General features: G+C 54.7%; 16 protein-coding genes. 8 read left to right on the top strand and 8 right to left on the bottom strand.

Features of this window, described 5'->3' with window-relative positions:
- Window positions 1-220: 220 nt before the first annotated feature.
- Complete coding sequence (locus tag HED22_RS19100) at window positions 221-919, bottom strand: alpha/beta hydrolase (protein ID WP_167725282.1); 699 nt, start codon at window positions 917-919, stop codon at window positions 221-223.
- 539 nt (window positions 920-1,458) lie between these two features.
- On the opposite strand from HED22_RS19100, the gene HED22_RS19095 reads away from it, so the two are divergent.
- Window positions 1,459-2,796 carry an MATE family efflux transporter gene (locus HED22_RS19095; RefSeq protein ID WP_167725281.1) on the top strand — a complete coding sequence of 446 codons (1,338 nt, stop codon included), beginning with the start codon at window positions 1,459-1,461 and terminating at the stop codon, window positions 2,794-2,796.
- 21 nt (window positions 2,797-2,817) lie between these two features.
- Here the strand turns inward: HED22_RS19095 and HED22_RS19090 are convergent, their stop codons facing one another.
- Window positions 2,818-3,297, bottom strand: a complete 480-nt coding sequence (locus HED22_RS19090; RefSeq protein ID WP_167725279.1) for an Lrp/AsnC family transcriptional regulator — start codon at window positions 3,295-3,297, stop codon at window positions 2,818-2,820.
- Between the two features lie 469 nt (window positions 3,298-3,766).
- On the opposite strand from HED22_RS19090, the gene HED22_RS19085 reads away from it, so the two are divergent.
- Both HED22_RS19085 and HED22_RS19080 read left to right on the top strand, forming a co-directional pair.
- On the top strand, window positions 3,767-4,267 hold the full coding sequence (locus HED22_RS19085; RefSeq protein ID WP_044828654.1) for a GNAT family N-acetyltransferase: 501 nt from the start codon (window positions 3,767-3,769) through the stop codon (window positions 4,265-4,267).
- A gap of 4 nt (window positions 4,268-4,271) precedes the next feature.
- A complete protein-coding gene (locus tag HED22_RS19080; protein ID WP_062957798.1) occupies window positions 4,272-4,718 on the top strand; it encodes an Rrf2 family transcriptional regulator in 447 nt (148 codons plus the stop codon).
- A gap of 83 nt (window positions 4,719-4,801) precedes the next feature.
- On the opposite strand, the gene HED22_RS19075 is transcribed toward HED22_RS19080, so the two are convergent.
- Window positions 4,802-6,619 carry a DEAD/DEAH box helicase gene (locus tag HED22_RS19075; RefSeq protein WP_167725276.1) on the bottom strand — a complete coding sequence of 606 codons (1,818 nt, stop codon included), beginning with the start codon at window positions 6,617-6,619 and terminating at the stop codon, window positions 4,802-4,804.
- A 211-nt stretch (window positions 6,620-6,830) separates the two neighbouring features.
- On the opposite strand from HED22_RS19075, the gene HED22_RS19070 reads away from it, so the two are divergent.
- Both HED22_RS19070 and HED22_RS19065 read left to right on the top strand, forming a co-directional pair.
- A complete protein-coding gene (locus HED22_RS19070) occupies window positions 6,831-7,391 on the top strand; it encodes a hydrolase (RefSeq protein WP_167725332.1) in 561 nt (186 codons plus the stop codon).
- Window positions 7,388-8,149, top strand: a complete 762-nt coding sequence (locus tag HED22_RS19065) for an alpha/beta fold hydrolase (protein ID WP_167725274.1) — start codon at window positions 7,388-7,390, stop codon at window positions 8,147-8,149. The genes HED22_RS19070 and HED22_RS19065 overlap by 4 nt, the downstream gene beginning before the upstream one ends.
- Here the strand turns inward: HED22_RS19065 and HED22_RS19060 are convergent.
- The 3 genes from HED22_RS19060 to parE form a co-directional block, all read right to left on the bottom strand.
- Complete coding sequence (locus HED22_RS19060; protein ID WP_167725272.1) at window positions 8,146-8,745, bottom strand: hypothetical protein; 600 nt, start codon at window positions 8,743-8,745, stop codon at window positions 8,146-8,148. The two genes, HED22_RS19065 and HED22_RS19060, sit on opposite strands and share 4 nt — an antisense overlap.
- Window positions 8,746-8,967: 222 nt before the next feature.
- Window positions 8,968-9,888: a glutaminase gene (locus HED22_RS19055; RefSeq protein ID WP_368484519.1), complete on the bottom strand. Its 921-nt coding sequence runs from the start codon at window positions 9,886-9,888 to the stop codon at window positions 8,968-8,970.
- Window positions 9,889-9,976: 88 nt separating this feature from the next.
- Complete coding sequence (parE, locus tag HED22_RS19050) at window positions 9,977-11,959, bottom strand: DNA topoisomerase IV subunit B (protein ID WP_167725267.1); 1,983 nt, start codon at window positions 11,957-11,959, stop codon at window positions 9,977-9,979.
- A gap of 295 nt (window positions 11,960-12,254) precedes the next feature.
- On the opposite strand from parE, the gene HED22_RS19045 reads away from it, so the two are divergent.
- On the top strand, window positions 12,255-12,680 hold the full coding sequence (locus tag HED22_RS19045; protein ID WP_167725265.1) for an acyl-CoA thioesterase: 426 nt from the start codon (window positions 12,255-12,257) through the stop codon (window positions 12,678-12,680).
- 30 nt (window positions 12,681-12,710) lie between these two features.
- Window positions 12,711-13,130, top strand: coding sequence for a hypothetical protein (locus tag HED22_RS19040; protein WP_217701917.1), 420 nt, complete (start codon window positions 12,711-12,713; stop codon window positions 13,128-13,130).
- On the opposite strand, the gene HED22_RS19035 is transcribed toward HED22_RS19040, so the two are convergent.
- Entirely contained in the window at window positions 13,127-13,903 is a 777-nt protein-coding gene (locus tag HED22_RS19035; protein WP_167725263.1) for a sulfite exporter TauE/SafE family protein, read from the bottom strand. The genes HED22_RS19040 and HED22_RS19035 overlap by 4 nt on opposite strands.
- Before the next feature lie 30 nt (window positions 13,904-13,933).
- A complete protein-coding gene (locus HED22_RS19030; RefSeq protein WP_167725261.1) occupies window positions 13,934-15,862 on the bottom strand; it encodes a primary-amine oxidase in 1,929 nt (642 codons plus the stop codon).
- Window positions 15,863-16,219: 357 nt separating this feature from the next.
- Here HED22_RS19030 and HED22_RS19025 point away from each other — a divergent pair, with 357 nt between their 5' ends.
- A complete protein-coding gene (locus HED22_RS19025) occupies window positions 16,220-17,254 on the top strand; it encodes an AraC family transcriptional regulator (protein WP_167725258.1) in 1,035 nt (344 codons plus the stop codon).
- Window positions 17,255-17,348: the final 94 nt, after the last annotated feature.

The raw sequence follows: 17,348 nt of genomic DNA, 5'->3' as shown, positions 1-17,348 counted from the left end.
ACCGAAAAGTATAGGTTTTATCGTGGTTGATTGCACCAACTTTTTGCAAGCCGATTGTTCGTAAGGCACTGGCACAAAAAGAATTTGTGGGTTGTGGTTTAGACACGTGCGTGGGAAATCGCGCTTTGCTGCTCTTATGTTGGAACGATCAGGCAGAAAAAAAGCACCTGACGTTTAAGAAAGGTGCTTTTTGCCAATCTGGTGTGGACGAGATATCTGATCAGTGAAGCCGTTTGCCCAGGAAGTCGATGGCAATGCCAAGGCCTTCCTCGTCAATGCCGTGTTGCAGGCCCGGACGTTCATGCAGGCTGACGTCAATGCCATTGGCTGCAAGGGTTTCTTTCGCCAGGCGGGAGGCCTCGATCGGGACGACCGGATCGGCAGTGCCATGCACGAGCACCATCGGCGGACGTGATTTGATTTCAGCACCAAAGGCCTGTTCGCCCAGCAAAGCACCGGAAAATCCGACAACACCGGCAATCTGTTCTTTGCGGCGCGGGGCAGTTTGCAGAGACATCATCGTACCCTGCGAAAAGCCGACAAGGGCGACTTTATCAGCGCTGACACCATGGGTTTCCATGACGTGATCAATGAAGTCATCGACATAGGCCGCATTCTTGCGCGCGCCTTCAGCCATCGCGGCAAGGGCACCCGACATGGTTTCCGGCGCGCGGCGCAGGAATTCCGGATCATATTCGGCGAGGCTGAACCACTGACGCCCGAAGGGGGACATTTCGCACGGGAAGGGTGCGTTGGGCGAATAGAAGCTTGTGTCGGGCAGGGCGCGTGCCAGATGCGGCGCCAGACCGATCAAATCATTGCCGTCCGCGCCATAGCCGTGCAGCAAGATGACAACGCTTTTGGTCGTGCCGGAAGCGGCCGGGACACTTGGTCCGGTGAGGAGAGTATCGGTGCTCATGTCTGCTTTCCTGATTTTCCCGTTTCCCCTGCTTAGCAACGCAGCACGTCGACCACCAGCATTTTTTCCACTGAAATCAGCGGGCATCGCAGTTAGTTACAGGACTGAAACATAGATCTTGATGTGGCCTGTGGATAACTTTGTGGATGGAACAGCGTATTTTGGAAAAATTGCGGAATAAAACTTTCGTATGGTGATGCGAAGTCGTATGTCGCTATGCCGCGGTATAAATATTTTATGTTTTCTAATTTAAAGCATCATCACTTTCGGTTTTTAATTTTAATGTTTAAAATCAAATGCTTATCTTGTTTGATTGAAAGTGATCTGAGAAATCTTCCAGAAAATGGCTTTGGTTTGCACGGCTTGCTTGGTGGAATTTTCACCCACAGGCTGTATGACTCGGGACAAAAGTTAACGATGTGGATTTTTTGGACAGCTGGTCAGTAAAAGGCGTCTTTTGCCGTCGGGTATTCTGTGTCACAAGAATTCTTCCGGTTCGCCCGGATGCCCCACAGCATGATCCATAGACCGAGGTCCAGATGAACCGCACGCGCCGCTGGTTTGGCAAGGGGGATCGACGTGTTCTGGCGTTGACCCTGCCGATCATTTTGTCCAATGCGACTGTACCGCTTCTTGGCGCGGTTGATACGGCCGTTGTCGGGCATCTCGACAGTCCGCATTATATCGGGGCGGTCGCTGTAGGGGCGCTGGTCTTTTCCTATGTATTCTGGAGCTTTGGCTTCTTGCGCATGGCCACGACCGGGCTTGCAGCGCAGGCGTATGGACGGCGTGATCCCAATGGGGTTCGCGCAGTTTTTGCCCGTGCAGCCCTGATTGCCGTTGTCGCAGGTTTGGCAGTGATGGTGTTGCAATGGCCGATTATCGAACTGGCCATGTCCCTGATTGCGCCAACACCGGCGGTCGAGGCCGCGGCGCGTGAATACTTCCATGTGCGGATCTGGGCATCGCCTGCGACCTTGATGCAGTACTGCATGCTGGGCTGGTTGTTGGCGATGCGTGACAGCCGGGCTGTGTTTATTTTTCAGGTGGTTCTCAATTCGCTGAACATCATCCTGGATATCCTGTTTGTGCAGGGATTTGGCTGGGACGTGCGCGGCGTGGCTGGGGCGACGGTGATTGCAGACTACTCCGGCGTGGCGTTGGGCTGGTTTCTGATGCAACCGCATCTAAAGCGGCTGGGCGGGACATGGCGCGGGATTGGCTTGCTTGATCGGGTGCAATTGGCCCGTCTGATGAAAATCAATGGCGATATCTTTATCCGCACTATGGCCCTGACATCAGCCTTTGCGCTGTTTACCAGTTTCTCGGCCCGGTTTGGCGAGGTGACCCTTGCCGCCAATGCGGTTTTGCAAAACTTCCTGATGTTTGGGGCATTTGCGTTGGATGGCTTCGCCCATGCCGCCGAAACCCTTGTCGGGCAGGCCTATGGTGCGGAAAAGCGCAAACAGTTCCTTTGGGCCGTGCGCAAAACGACCGTCTGGGGAATTGTGTCAGCCGTGCTGATGGTGGTTATGTTTGCCACATTAGGGCCGTGGATCATTGATGCCCTGACCAGCATTCCCGAAGTCCGCACAGCATCCTATGACTATTTGATGTGGGCCACGATCCTGCCGATTACTGGTGTTCTGGGGTTTCAGTTTGACGGGGTCTTTCTGGGCGCGATGCAGACCAAACGCTGGCGCAACATGATGCTGCTTTCAGTTGCGATTTATGCCGGATTTGCCTGGTGGGCCGTGCAGATGGGGAGCAACCATTTCCTGTGGGCCGCGTTTAACGGGTTCTTCCTGCTGCGCGGGCTGACGTTGGCCGTGCTGTTTCCGACGATCATTCCCAATCAGCGCCCCGAAGCGGCATAGAAAAAGGACCGCTGGCGAAGATCAGTCAGCGTCGGCGACCGGCAGGGTGGTGCTGTTTTTGACTTCGTGCAGGGTGAAGCTTGATTTCATGTTGGCAACACCGGGCAGCTTCATCATGACTTCTGACAGGAAGCGCTGATATGCAGCCGGGTCGGGCACCACAATGCGCATCATATAGTCCTGATTACCCACCATGGCGTAGCAATCAACGATTTCCGGATGTTCCTGCACAGCGCTTTCAAAGCGGCGGAGCGACGGTTCGTCATGCTGGGTCAGGGAAACGGTGACGAAGACATTCACACCGAGGTGCAAATGTGCCGGATCAAGCAGGGCGACATATTTGCGGATGACGCCACTTTCTTCGAGTTTGCGAAGGCGCCGCAGGCAGGGCGAAACAGACAGGCCAACCTTGTCAGCCAGTTCAACCATGGAGATTCGACCATCTTCCTGAATTTCACGAAGAATTTTACGATCAATTGCGTCGAAACCGTTGCGCGCCATGGCGTGCCACACTCCTTTGGACGATAAGATATCGGGCTGAAATCGCCCTGAGAACCATATTTCCGGACGGGTGGATTTTGCCAAATCCCTGACCGGCTGTACATAATTCCTGCTGCGCGATAAGCCATGACTTCGCGTTTCTGTCAATCTTTGCGTCATCGCATCGGATACTTTTTACGCCTTTATCAGTACAAGGCAGCGGTGCGGTGCAGCAGATTTTATTGGTCAAATGGATGCGGATACTTGCATGAAGCGAACAATACCAGTATGTCCTTCAATTGCTTGGAATGCCTGTACTTGTGAGCATCCGCAGCGGAACTTATCATTGCCGTGTGCCATCTGGGCAGTGTAGTATAATCGTACCAATTTACTTATTTCTATTGTGATGATTCTCCTGCCGGTAACCGGGGGAGGCTGACACTGTCTGATAGTTTCGTGACATTGGCAGCCGATATACTGAAAGGCACGCATGGTGGACGCTGCGCAAAACACGCCAGGATATAACCTGGTTACAATTGGCGAGCATAAAATCAATATTCGTCCGGCGGTCGAGGCAGACTTGGCCAATGTTGTCGATCTTGATGACCGGACCACGGGGCTGCGCAAGCCGGATTACTGGGATGATCTGTTTACCCGCTATGGAAATCGCAAGGATTCCCGTTTCTTCCTGATTGCCGAAGAGAACGGAACGCTTCTTGGCTGCATTTTTGGTGAAGTCCGGTCATGGGAATTCAATTCCGTCCCGTGTGGATGGGTTGGCACGGTCAGTGTTGAACCCGACCTGCGCATGGGGGGGATCGGTACGATCCTTTACAATGAAATCTGCCGCTGTTTCCGCAATGCCGGTGTGACCAAAATCCGCACCATGATCCCGCGCGATGCGACCGATTTGATGTCGTTCTTCCGCGCACAGGGCATGATGGCCGGGCCGTTCATCCAGCTGGAAACAGATATGGAAGAGGGGGAATAAGCCGATGATGTCCTTGCAAAAGGCGACGCTGTTTGCCCTCTATGCCGTGCTGGAGCTGGCCGAAGATACCGACCGCCAGCTTTCAGCATCGGAAATCGCCGAGCGTTACAATATTTCGACCAACCATCTGGCAAAGGTTCTGCGGGATCTGGGCCGGGCGGGGCTGGTTGAATCGGTGCGTGGTGCCGGTGGTGGCTATCGGTTCTGCGGCAATGCCAAGCGCACCACACTTTTGGATGTTGTGCAGCTGTTCGAGGAGGTCGGGACAAGCCCGTCCAACAGCATTGTTCAGGATACCAATGCCGGGGCGGCTTTGACCCTTGTGATGGATGAGATCGAAGAGATCACCCATGCGACCTTGCTGTCGATCACGATTGAAACGATGCTTAAGCTCATGCGCAAGCGTCGCCCGGAAAAACCGACATCCACCGGATTGTTCCGCGCCGTTTAAAACGGTGCAGACCAAAATGCAGAGACACAAAAGGCCGTCAGAGCGATCTGACGGCCTTTCTAATTTTGTCTGTATTCGCGGGCTTAGCTTTGGCTGTCAGCCGGGGCCTGTTCCGGTGCCGCGTCAGAACTTTCCGAAGTGTTTTCGGCAGTTTCTGCCTTGGGAGCAGTTTTCTTTCGCGGACGGCGCGGTGCGCGTTTTTTGACTTCCTTGGCCGGTGCGGCGTCAGAAGGTGCGTCGTTTGCGGCTTCTGCCGGTGCTTCGGTTGCTTCTGTTACCGGTGCCGCCTCTGCCGGTGTTTCATCGGCAGCTGCTTTCTTGGTCGAACGGCGCGGCCTTTTGGGGGCGGCGGCCTTTGACTTGTCAGCAGGTTTGCGTCGGGTGGTTTTTTTCGGCGCTTCTTCCTCGTCAGTGGCTTTTTTGCCAAGGCTTGAGGCCGGAACTTTGGTCAGCAGGAAACTTGGCACATGATCGCCAAAGCCGACGACCTGCTTGTCATCGCGGTCATCACGATCACGACGATTGTTGCGGTTGTTCCGATTATTGCGATCATTGTTCCGGTCATTGTTGCCCTTGTTATTCTGGGCCTCACGTGCCGGTGCCTTTGGCGTTTCAGGGTCTTTTTGCTTTGGTGCCTCAGGCTGCGGTTCGGCTGCCTTTTCCGGTGCAGCATCCTTTTTGTCGGATTTGGCCGGGCGGGCAGAGCGATCATCGCGGTTGTTTGGCTTGCGGCTTTTCTTGTTACGCCGTTTCTTGCCGGAGAAATCCAGCTCAAGCGTTTCAATGCCTTCAAGCTCGCTCAACGGGATGTCCATGTTGATCGTCTTGTTTATCGCAGCGACCAGTTTGCCATCTTCGGGCACGGCAAGGGTAAAGGCCTTGCCTGCGCGCCCGGCACGGCCGGTACGACCGGTACGGTGGACGTAATCTTCGGCGTTGAACGGCACATCGAAGTTAAAGACGTGCGAAACATCGGCAACGTCAATGCCACGTGCGGCGACGTCAGAACACACCAGCAAGGTGATCTCGCCAGTTTTGAACTTGGCCAGCGTTTCGGTACGTTCGCTCTGTGCCAGATCGCCATGCATGCGTCCGGCATTGAAGCCGTGCTTGGTCAACGATTTGAACAGGATGTCGACGTCTTTTTTGCGGTTACAGAACACAAAAGCGTTGCGGACATCTTCGGCACGGATCAAACGGCGAAGGGCTTCGCGCTTGTCCATGTCATCAAGAACCAGAAGCTTATGTTCAACCGTCGTTGCCATGGTTGATGGCGGGGAAACCGTAATTTCCTTCGGGTTGGACAGGAACTTGTCAGCAAGGCGTTTGATTTCCTTGGGCATGGTCGCCGAGAAGAAAAGCGTCTGGCGCTGCTGTGGCAGCATGTTGACGATTTTCTCGATATCGGGAATGAAGCCCATGTCGAGCATGCGGTCGGCTTCATCGATCACAAGCAGTTTGCAATCAGACAGCAGAAGCTTGCCGCGCTCAAACGTATCGATCAGTCGGCCGGGCGTTGCAATAATAACGTCTGCGCCCTTTTCCAGAACCTTGCTTTGTTCTGAAGCAGATTCGCCGCCGATGATCAGCGCCTTGGACAGCGAGATATATTTGCCATAGGTGTCGAAGTTCGCAGCCACCTGGGTCGCAAGCTCGCGGGTCGGCTCCAGAATGATGGAGCGCGGCATCCGCATGCGTGCACGGCCATGATGCAGGATATCAAGCATCGGCAAGGTGAAGCTGGCTGTTTTACCTGTTCCCGTTTGCGCACAGCCCAGAATGTCGCGTGCCATCAGCACCGACGGAATAGCTTGAGCCTGGATCGGGGTTGGGGTGTCGTAGCCGGCGTCTGCGACGGCTTTGAGGATATCTTCGCTCAGACCGAGATCGGCGAAATTCATATGGTTCGTTTTCCCGCAATAGAATGCGTTAAGGTTAAGCGGATCGCTAAAAATCTGATTGCGTCGTAAAGCCAAGCCTTAATTAAGTCAAGAAAAACGCCGCATAAATGGCCTTGAAAACCCATTCTGCGAGCTTTGATAGGCTTGTTTGCAACAATTTGCCAGCGTAACCTGACATTACAGATAATATTCGGGGAGAAAACCGGTGCTGATGGATGCAACACGTTCAAGTTTGCTGATAATTGACGTTCAGGAGAAACTCTATCCGGCTTGTGAAGCGCCGGATCAAACCATTGCCAATTGCTGTTTTCTGGTGAAATGCGCCAATCGCCTTGAGGTCCCGGTGATCGTGACCGAACAGTATCCCAAGGGACTGGGACATACGGCAAAGCAGATTGTCGATCTGCTTGAAAAGCCCGGTGATACATCGGAAGGCGGCAATGTTGTCTCCAAGGTGGCGTTTTCGGCCATTCCCGCCGATGGCTTTATCGAGAAGATGGAAGAAAGTCAGGGGCGTGATCAGGTCGTGGTTGTTGGCATGGAGACGCATGTGTGTGTGCTGCAAACCGTTATGGACCTGATCGAGCGCGGGCGCGAAGTTTATGTTGTGGCAGACGCTGTGACATCGCGCAGCCAACAGGACAAGATTTTTGGTCTTGAACGCATGCGCGATGCCGGGGCGAAGATCGTGACCCGTGAAAGCGTGATGTTTGAATGGCTGCGGGTGGCAGGAACGCCCGAGTTCAAGGAACTGAGCGCGCTGATTAAATGACACCGCCCAATGATCAGACTGCCGGGCACGCTAAAAGCGATGGCGTGCCCGTTGTATTTTTATCGGGCATGCTGGCTGATCAGCGTATGTGGCATCCAGCATTGACCGCTTATTCGGAAATTGCGGATGCGACCAAGCCCGCGATTGCACCGGTGTTCTGCGAGCTGTTTGATCAGGACAGGGTGGAAGATATGGCGCGTGCGGTTCTGCAGGCTGCACCCGATCGCTTTGCGCTGGTGGGCATGTCCATGGGCGGATACGCCGCGTTTGAAATTCTGCGCCAGGCACCTGAACGGCTCAGTCACTTGATGCTGGTCAATACCCGCGCAACGGCCGATAGCGAGGCGGTGCGACGCAGACGTTTGTTGCTGTCACGTATTGTTGCATCCAAAAAACCGTTTGTCGCAGTCAATGACGGGATGCTTGATGAGATGCTTCATCCAGATAACCGACATGATGAACCTTTGGTCAGGTTGTTGACCGCTATGGGGGATGATTGCGGGGTCGGGGTGTTTAAGCGGCAAAACAACGCCGTCGCACTGCGGCCGGACAGCATGGCCGATCTTTGTGCTATTGCCGTGCCATGCAGCGTTGTGGTCGGCACGCATGACCGGGTTATCAGCCCCGAAAGCCACCGGGATATGGCAGATGCCATTCCCGAGGCGACGTATCAGGAAATTGCAGGTGCCGGGCATTATGTGCCGCTAGAACAGCCGCACATCTTTGCCCGATCACTTGCAGATCTTCTAAGACGTTAGCAGTTTGGCAAGAACGGGCTGCAGTAGCGATCATCATTGTTGCGCAAGTGGCGTGGGAAAAGCTGATAATTGACTGTGTCAGCGTTGTTTTCCACCTGTTCGGCGAACCGGTCCTTGTTAAAATGCGCGCGTGTTTCCGAGATGATCTTGTCTCCTACACAGAACCCGAAGCGAACGGTAACGGTGTCGCTTGTCTCATCCATGACGAGAGATTTGGGATCGGAGCACAGCTTTCCGCGCATGGTGGATTGTTCAGGATTGACAACGGCAACCATACGGTTTTCGGGTTTGATGGTTTCTCCGTCTTTGATGTCAGCCGGATCTGTTACAAACCTTAGGCGTGGCGGGTAGCCATGATTGGACATGGCCGCACTCCAGAAACCATCTGTGAAGGTGTTATTGGCATCAACGATTTCAAGCATCATTACGCGGCTTGGTGCGCCAGCTTTTTTGAAGCTTTCGACTTCAGTGACTTCATAGTGGGCGCGTTCAATTGCGGCGATGTTGCATCCAGCAAGCAGAGCCAAGCTGCTTGCGGCAGCGGCAATCGATAAAGGGCGTTTCAACTTAAACAGGCGTGATGCACGCGGTTTCATGACAACAATCCTTCGGATCTTTGATCTGAGTTTGTGAGTGTACCTATAGATATTGTCGGAAAATTGTCGAAGTCACGCGATTACGCCGATTTTTTCGGATTTGGGGTTGCTTTCGATCAGACGTCGATATCTTTGACGAAGCGGGTGTGTTCCTGAATGAGCTGGAAACCGAGCTCCGGCTTTTTGCCCATCGGGCGGGTAACATGATCCTTGGTTCGGCCTTTAGAAAACCGACCGGCCAATTGCGCGGATCAGGATTTCCAGCGCACGAATGCCCGCAGCCGAATTGCCTCGCTGATCGAGGCGTGGCGACCATACACAGACCGAAAATTCACCCGGGACCACGCCGATAATACCGCCGCCAACGCCGCTTTTTGCCGGGATGCCGACGGTGAAGGCAAAATCGCCAACGCCATCATACATCCCGCATGTCAGCATCAGCGCGTTGATGCGACTGGTTTCTTCGGCGGTGATAACAGGTTGGCCATTCATGCCGACACCCTTGCAGGCAAGAAATCGACAGGCACGTGCCAGTTCGCGGGCGGTCATTGCGACAGAACATTGTTTGAAATAAGCGCGCACAACGTCTTCTACCGGGTTGTCGAGCTTATCGAAGCTTTTCATCAGATAGGCAATGGCACGGTTGCGATCACCGTGCTGGTCCTCGGAGATGTAAACATCGTTATCAACGCGAATATCGGGATTGCCGCAAAGTTGTCCGAGAAATTCGGCAACGGAGCGATCCGGGTTTGCATAGCGAGACGTGATCAGGTCCGTGACCCGGATGGCGCCGGCATTGATAAACGGGTTGCGCGGAATGCCGTTTTCCTGTTCGAGCTGGATCAGGGAGTTGAAGGCCGAGCCAGATGGTTCTCGGCGCACTGCCTGCCACAGGTCGTCCCCATGGGCGCGCTGGGCGAGGACAAGCGCGAACATTTTTGAAATGCTTTGAATTGAGAAGGACTGATCGGATTGGCCGATGGCAAATTCCTGTCCATCGGTGCCACAGATGACCATGGCAAAATGATCATCGGGCACATCCGAAAGAGCGGGTATGTAATCGGCCTTACGCGCGGTGCCAAAATCAGCTTTGGCAACTTCGTCGGCGATCTGTTCAAGGATGGCAGCATAATCGTGAGACACTATGCGATCCTGTCTTTTTTCTGGTGGGGAAGGCGGACAAAAAACCCGGCGCAACTGGCCGGGTTTTTTTAGAAAGAAGAAATGCCTATCAGACGTCGATATCTTCGACGAAGCGGGCATGTTCCTGAATGAACTGGAAGCGGAGCTCCGGCTTTTTGCCCATCAGGCGAGTGACCAGATCCTTGGTCTGACCGCGTGCGTCCGGTTCGGCCGCATCCGGCAGGGTTACGCGCAGCAGGGTGCGTTTTTTCGGGGCCATGGTGGTTTCGCGTAGCTGGGCCGGGGGCATTTCGCCAAGGCCCTTGAAGCGGGAAATCTCGACCTTGTTGCGGTTCTTGAACTCGCTTTCGATCAGGACTTCCTTTTCGGCGTCATCCATCGCATAGACCGATTTGCCGCCCTGTGTCAGACGATAAAGCGGCGGCATCGCAAGATAGAGGTTACCGCCTTCGATAAGGCCGGGCATTTCCTGATAGAAGAAGGTCATCAGAAGGGACGCGATATGCGCGCCATCAACGTCAGCATCGGTCATGATGATGATGCGTTCATAGCGCAGATCGTTGATACGGAAATCAGAGCCTGAACCGCAGCCGAAGGCTTCGATCATGTCCTTGATTTCCTGGTTGGCCATCATCTTTTCATAGGTGGCCGATGCCACGTTCAGGATCTTACCACGTAGCGGCAGGACAGCCTGCGTTTCGCGATCACGGGCCTGCTTGGCAGAGCCACCTGCAGAATCACCCTCCACCAGGAAGATTTCAGTGCCAGCCGCGATAGAACGCGAACAGTCTGCAAGCTTGCCCGGAAGACGCAGACGACGGGTGGCCGACTGACGCTTGGTTTCCTTTTTCTCCTTGCGGCGCTGACGTTCCTCGGCGCGCAGGATGATGCGTTCAAGCAGACGCTTGGCGTTTTCGGTATCGCCCGTCAGCCAGTGGTCAAAGTGGTCACGAACTGCGGTTTCAACCAGTTTGGTCGCGCCCTGTGTACCAAGTTTTTCCTTGGTCTGACCCTGGAATTGCGGATCAGGAATAAACACCGAAAGCATGATGCAGCCGCCGCCAAAGACGTCCTCGGCGGTGATGGCCGATGCCTTTTTCTGACCGAGCATATCGCCATAGGCCTTGATCGCCTTGGTCAGTGCATAGCGGAAACCGGCTTCGTGCGTGCCGCCAAGCGGGGTCGGGACGGTGTTACAATAGGAATGGAAATAGCCTTCGCCGCTTTCCGGCCAGCCAATGGCCCATTCGACACGGCCGGCACTGTCAGCGAATTTTGCTTCGCCAGCAAACGGGCGGTCAGTGACAAGATCGCGGCCCTCAAGAGTCATTTCCAGATAGTCGAGAATCCCGTTGGGGAATTTCAGGACTTCCTGCTGCGGGGTCGGGTCGTCACTGGTCAGAAGGCTTGGGTCAACAGACCAGCGGATCTCCACACCCTTGTAGAGATAGGCTTTGGACCGCGCCATACGGAAGATGGTGGCTGCCTTGAGCTTGGCACGGGCGCCGAAAATCTCGGGATCGGGTTTGAAGATAACCGTGGTGCCGCGGCGATTATTGATCGCGCCACCATCCTGAAGCGGACCCAGCGGGGTGCCCTTGGAATATTCCTGAAACACCATCTTGCGATCGCGGCAGACTTCCACGCGGAATTTCTCGGTCAGGGCGTTCACCACCGACATACCGACACCGTGCAAACCGCCGGAGGTCTCGTAAGCCTTGCCAGAAAACTTACCACCGGAGTGCAGGGTGGTCAGGATGACTTCGAGGGCGGATTTATCCGGAAATTTCGGATGCGGGTCGGTCGGAATGCCGCGCCCGTTGTCGCGCACCAGCACTGTGTTGTCTGGCTGCAATTCCAGTTCGATCCAGTCGGCGTGGCCTGCGACCGCCTCATCCATCGAGTTATCGAGAATTTCCGCGACCAGATGGTGCAAGGCTGCATCATCGGTGCCGCCGATATACATACCGGGGCGTCGACGGACGGGCTCAAGGCCCTCGAGAACTTCAATATCCTTGGCGGAATAGGCTTTGTCGGTGGACTGGTTTGAATCTTCAAAAAGGTCGGTCATGCCCCGGAACGCAACTTCTTTTATTGTGTTAAAACAAGGTCCAATACCGTATATCTGTTCTTCGATATTCAGGGCTTGGAAGCCTCGGCGCTAAACGAGTACCATATCTTTGTTGGTTCGTACCATATGATCGGTGCGCATCGACCATAAAAATGTGTTTTTGAATCCATTGCAAGTGATGGTCGCCCAATCCGATCATATTTTCGCAAAGACAGGATGCAGAAAACCGCGACCGGGAGGTCCAATAAAAAAATGGCGTGCCGAAATGTGCGTGCCGCAAACAGGAGTGAGCCTGATGGCGACAGAAAAAGAGCAAGCCCTTTTCGCAGACAGCACCATGCCCCGTGGTGATCTGTGTACCCGCACCCTTGCCATGCCCAAAGATACCAACCCGAGTGGGGATATTTTTGGTGGCTGGCTGATGTCGCAGATGGATATTGCCGGTGGTGTCCTGGCAAGTCAGATTGCCGAAGGCCGCGTCGCGACCATCGCCGTGGACGGCATGACGTTCCATCGCCCGGTTTATGTCGGCGATACTGTCTGTGTCTATGGCGATATCGAGAAGATCGGCAATACGTCCATGGTGCTGCATCTTGAAAGCTGGGTGCTTCGCCGCAATCAGCCGCCGCGCATCAAGGTGACCGAGGCGACCTTTACCTTTGTTGCCATCGACGCCGAAGGCCGTCCGCGCATGGTGCGCCGGGATGAGGCAGAGGCCTAAACCCAAGTAAACCAGATCAGGAGCCCCGCCATGCAGAACCGAACATCATTTCGTTTGATGAGCCGTCTGGTTCTTGTCTGCGGGGCTTTGTCGTTTTCGGCGGGTGCCCATGCCGGGGAGGCCGATGTGGTTGCGGCCAAGGCGACCAAAACCGGCGCTGATACTTATCGGTTTGATGTGACCGTTGCGCATGACGATACCGGCTGGGATCATTATGCCAATGTCTGGCAGGTGATTGGGCCGGATGGCGCGGTGTTGGGGGAGCGGGTTCTGGCCCATCCACATGTCAATGAGCAGCCTTTCACCCGATCGCTTTCTGGCGTGACAATCCCTGAAGATATTAAAGGCGTGACCCTGCGGGCCGGTGATCTGGTGCATGCATTCGGGGGCGCGGAGTTGTATCTTGAATTGCCCACCGAGGTCGGACAGGCGGCGACGGTTTCGGATTAAGTTGACAGGCAGAGTGCGATCAGGCCCATGGCCGGTTCGGCAAGGGTCAGGATACCGACCGTAAGCAACGCACAGGCAATCAAGTTCCTGACCACATGACCCAATTGATCGCCCCGTGCAGAACGCTGCAGGAAGCTGATGCCAAGGGCGGCAAAGATCACGGCGGGCAGGGCAGCGAGTGCAAAGCAGGCCATGAACAATCCGGCCTTGGCGACGGTGCCGCTCATCATTGCAGTAAGAAGCGCGTTATAGACCATCGCACAGGGTGTGAGGCCAAGGGCCGCGCCCAGTGAAAATTTGCCAATCCCGGCCCGGAATGCTTTGGGCGCGGTATTTGCTGATTGCGTTGTCTGTTGCCCGTGACCAGTGGTCGCGGCGCCTGCAAGTGCCGGGCGCAACGCGGTTTGAAACAGGAATTTCGGCACGATGCGGTCAAGGCGGTGCAGCGCCGGGGCGATACCAATCACCGCAAGACCGGAATAGATCACCACCAGACTGGCAATGAGGCGCAAGACCGGTTGCCATCCCGCCGTGACCAGCAACGCATCAAACGCGCCGCCAACCCCGCCGACGACTAGACCGGCAAGAATATAGGTCGTGCTGCGCCCAGCCTGCATAAGGACAAGGGTACGGAATTGCTGGTGTGCCGGGCCATTATGCAGACCGCTTGCGGCAAGGATGTTTGAGGCAATCGCCCCGCACATCCCCGCGCAATGCAGGCTGCTGGCAAGACCCAGCAAAAGGCCACTGATGATCACATAGCTGATCGACATGATGACATGATCCGCGTTGGTTGGATCAGATCAGCATTTTGCCGGGCAGCTGGCATCGTTCTTTTCCGGTGGCAAGTTGATGCCCGGATTGCCATCAAAGAAGCCCATCGGCATCAGTTTGAAGCCGGTGGTGACACAGGGCTGAACCGGGAAGTCTTCCATGCGGACTTGATGGTGCAGGCCAAAGACATGCCACATGACAAGGTCGGTATTTTGAAGGGAGCGGTCCTTCTTGATGAAATCAGTCAGTCCGTCACGCCCATCGGAATGGTTCATGAAATCACCGGCGGGGAAGCGTTCCTCGGAATCATAGGCTGTGAACCAGACATGATTTTCAATGAAACTTGCGCGTTTTCCCGATGGATAATCCGGATTGATGAACGGCGTCACGCAATTGGTGGCATCAAGTTTGTATCCCACCGGACGACCGGTTTTGCCAAGCTTGTTGGGATTGACCACCTTCCAGTAGCGTTGCGAGGCCGGGTTGGTTTTGCGTGCTGCGGCCAGTTCGGATTCCAGAACGGTTTCCTTTTCATAGAACGCATTGCCATAGGGGTTGTCGGGACCGGGTTCCTCGGCAAAGGTGTTGCATTCCACCGGACTGTTGCCATAGCCATCAATCGCCATATCAAGCCGCGCGCAAAGGATGTGCTGATGGATCTGACCGGCAACTCCCGGGGAAACTTCAACGGCATATTTGCCAGGCTGACCGGGCAGACAGGCGGCTGTGTTGATGATGCCGGTTGCCTTGACCTCAAACTCGATCATGCCATCAAGGAACAGGTACCAATACAGGGCATACTCATAGTTGCCGACCGTACAGATGGTGGAAATCACCAGCTTTGAATTGCGGCGGCTTTCGGTGCGTTCGGTGCGGAAATCCATGTGCTTCCACAAAAGACCTGCGTCTTCTTCGTGGATGCAAATGGCATTTTCAATCGTCCACGGTTCGCCGTTCATGGTGTTGAGCGTGACATCAAGATACTTGATCACGCCAAGGCAATCACAGCCCAGCGTCAGGGAATTGGCCAATTTGCCAATGCCGTATTCGCCGATATCAAAGACGTTCTTGCGGTAATGCCCGTTATCGGGACTGCCATAAGGGACGGTCATTTCAACGATGGAGGCGCGATGGACAATCGGGCGGCCATTGAATTTGATGTCATGAAGGGTCAGAGATTCGCGGGCGTTGAAGCCGATCACCAGTTCCCAGTTACGCCAACTGATCTTGTTGCCATCCATTTTGAAGTTCACACCTTCGGGCTGAACGACATTGATCGGTTTGGCTTTTGGCTGGAATTCGTCTGCGTCAAAGAAGTCGGCCTCGTAATTGACCTCCGCCTCGGGGATGGGGGCGCCGCCATAATCATCGACCCGGATGACTTCCTTGGACAACAGATCGACAACGGCATTCAGGCCTTCGATCGGGTTGGCGTAGAAGTTTGAGTTCTCGCGTTTGCGCAGCCAGCAGAAAACGTGCGCCAGATGGCGGCCTTCTTCGCCGGGTTTGTCGAAATTGCCTGCTGACCACGGATCGACGCAGACCATCGACATGTCGGTGATGCCACGCTTTTTGCACGCTGCAATGAAGGTCGGGTCGGCACAGACGATTTCCTCGATCTCGACAAACTGTTCTAGCTGGATCATCGGGCGTTTGCCCGGCAGTTCCTTGGCCGAGATGATCTTTTCATCGTCAAGATCAAGCACCAGCTTGGTTACGCTGACCTTGGTGGAATCAAACACATTGACGCGCGCCTTGCGCTTGATTGCATCGCCCGGTTTGAAATCGGCCAGTTCATCCTTTTCGGGTTCCATCAACTCAATGGTTTCAAACAGGGTATTGTCGCCATAGGGCGGATCGGCGCGCACGATGTCTGCCACCTTGATGATTTCCTCGGCGGTCAAGGGTTGAAGCGGGTGGGTGACTTCGACCTTTTCACTGCTGCAACATTTATCCATTCTTTTTCTCCCTGATGATGATGTCTGATCGCAGGCCGGGGTAAACCGGCCGGGCACAGGCGTTTGACAACCGCGTTGGTGGCGCGGAGGGGGCTTTGATTGGACGTTGTTCCCTGGACTTCAGGCAGATGCCGAAAAACGCGTTTGACCATCGGGGGATGTCGAATGAGCGCGGTTTCCCTGATCGGCGATTTTGTATTTTTCTATTTCTAAAATGCTAGCCAATGCCAACGGGTCTGTATTTGACATTTGGTGCCAAAATCACCTCGGCGGCTGGTGTCGGGTTGAGAGGTGTCGTTCAATTGGCACATCAATTGAATGCAGTTAAAGGGTAACTGCCCATGGAATGGATAACCCATGAAACGTGTTTCGGGTGCCATTGACCGTTCGGTTCTAAACAGCGTGATGGGAATGCTTGGTGAGTCCGGCATTGATCATGTGGGTCTTTCTGCGCGTGCGGGGTTGGCAGGGGCTGGGCTTTTTATCTCGCCGCAATCAACACCATTGATGATTTTTACCACCATGCTGGAACTGGCATCGGATGCTACCAATGACCCGGCGTTGGGATTAATGCTTGGTAATACATGGGGTTATCGCGGTCTTGGTAAACATGCCGAGATGGTTTTGACCGCGCCGACTCTTGGTCATGGGCTTGAAAAATTCGCCCGATTTTTTCCGACCCTTCAGGGCAGCACATCCTTTTCGTTGTCGGTCGAGGATGGGCAGGCGAAGCTTTCTTATCGGATTGCCGAGCACGCGGTACGGAGCCGAACCCAGGATGCGATATTCAGCGAAGCATCGTTTCATTCGCTTTTGCTAGCTGCCTTGGGTGAGGGATGGCAGCCAAACTGCATCGATTTTGAACACCGAAATGACCGTGGATTAGGCACTTTCCAGAATCATTTCAAATGTCCGGTCCGTCTGGGGCAGCGTGAAAACGCGATTTTCCTGCCTGCATCGTTGCTCAACAAGCCGATGAAACAGGCCAACCCGGAAAAACACTGGCATTTGGTCCGCGAATTTCAGGTGCGATCAAGCAAGCTTGAACAGAATGTCGATCTTCCGACTGCGACCAAGGCATGGATCGTCGCCACACTTTGCCGCCATCGTCAGATCGATATCCATGACGCGGCCGAGGAATTTTCCATGAGCCTGCGCAGTTTTCAGCGCGAGCTTGATCTGGCCGGGACGAGTTTTCGCAAAATTCGCGATGAAGTGCGCGGTGGGATTGCCAGCGATATGCTGCGCCTGACCAATCTTCCGATCCCCGATATTGCCGAACATCTGGGATATAGTGAACTGTCAGCCTTCAGCCGCGGCTTCAAGGCCATGACCGGCACATCACCGGGACAATTCAGACGTGAACTGTCCCGGACCGGTATCGGCGGTTAGCGTAAAGTCAGATTACGACCAGCCTTTCCTTGCTATGCGCGCGAAGGTTTTGCCCCCTAGTTTTTCGCCGGCGTCCCCCGCACACACGACCGCG

This window comes from Thalassospira sp. HF15 (assembly GCF_011806525.1).
In the GTDB taxonomy this organism is placed as follows: domain Bacteria; phylum Pseudomonadota; class Alphaproteobacteria; order Rhodospirillales; family Thalassospiraceae; genus Thalassospira.
This window is presented reverse-complemented; position numbering and strand designations above follow the sequence as displayed.